1 protein-coding gene is annotated in these 983 nt (G+C 69.6%); it reads right to left on the bottom strand.

Going from position 1 to position 983, the window contains the following annotated elements:
* Positions 1-983 (bottom strand): polyketide synthase dehydratase domain-containing protein (locus G5C65_RS37695; protein WP_206442725.1); only part of this gene is annotated, 983 nt, incomplete at both ends.

Raw genomic sequence — 983 nt, 5'->3', positions numbered from 1 at the left:
ATCAACGACTCCACCGACACCACCGGCAACCCCGCCGCATCCGCAACCTCCAGCGAGACCTCGCCACCACTCACGCCCCGCACTCTCACTCGCAACACCGAGGCACCCGACGCATACAGCTCGACCCCCGACCACGCGAACGGCAGTGCCGCACCCTCACCGACGAAGTCACCGACCCCGACCGCGTGCAACGCGGCATCCAGCAGCGCCGGATGCACACCAAACCGCTCCGCCTCATCCCGCACCGACTCCGGCAACACCACCTCCGCATACACGTCACCACCGTGCCGCCACGCCGCCCGCAACCCCTGGAACACCGGCCCATACACCAGCCCGGCCCCCGCCATCTCCTCATAGAACCCGTCAAGCTCCACCGGCTCCGCACCCGCCGGCGGCCACTGCGCCAAATCGAACGACGGCGGCGCGGCCTGCGGGGCCAGTACGCCCGTGGCGTGCTCCGTCCAGGACGCCTCCGGTTCGGCCTCGTCCCGCGTGTACACGACGAACGCGCGACGGTCCGAACCGTCCGCCCCGTCCACGGACACCTGGAGCTGTACACCGCCCGACTCGGGCAACGTCAACGGGGCGCTCAGTGTGAGCTCCTCGATCCGGCCGCAGCCCACCTGGTCTCCTGCCCGGATGGCCAACTCGGCGAAGGCCGTACCCGGCAGCAGGACCATCCCGCCGACTGCGTGATCTGCCAGCCACCGCTGTGTGTTGACCGCGAGTCGACCGGTGAAGACCACGCCGTCGGAGCCAGGCAGGGGAACCATCGCGCCGAGCAGCGGATGCTCGGCCGAACCCAGTCCCATCGACGCCGGGTCACGGTCCGCTGTCTCTTCCAGCAGCCAGTAGTGCTGGTGTTGGAAGGCGTAGGTGGGCAGCTCGACACGCCGGGCACCGGACTCGGCATACAGCGCCTCCCAGTCCACATCCTGACCCGCGACATGCACCCGCCCCAACGCCTGCAACACCGCAGACAC

The sequence above is a fragment of the Streptomyces boncukensis genome (genome assembly GCF_011045075.1).
Lineage (GTDB): Bacteria > Actinomycetota > Actinomycetes > Streptomycetales > Streptomycetaceae > Streptomyces > Streptomyces boncukensis.
The sequence above is the reverse complement of the archived record's forward strand: the minus strand, read 5'-3'. Positions and strand labels throughout refer to the sequence as shown.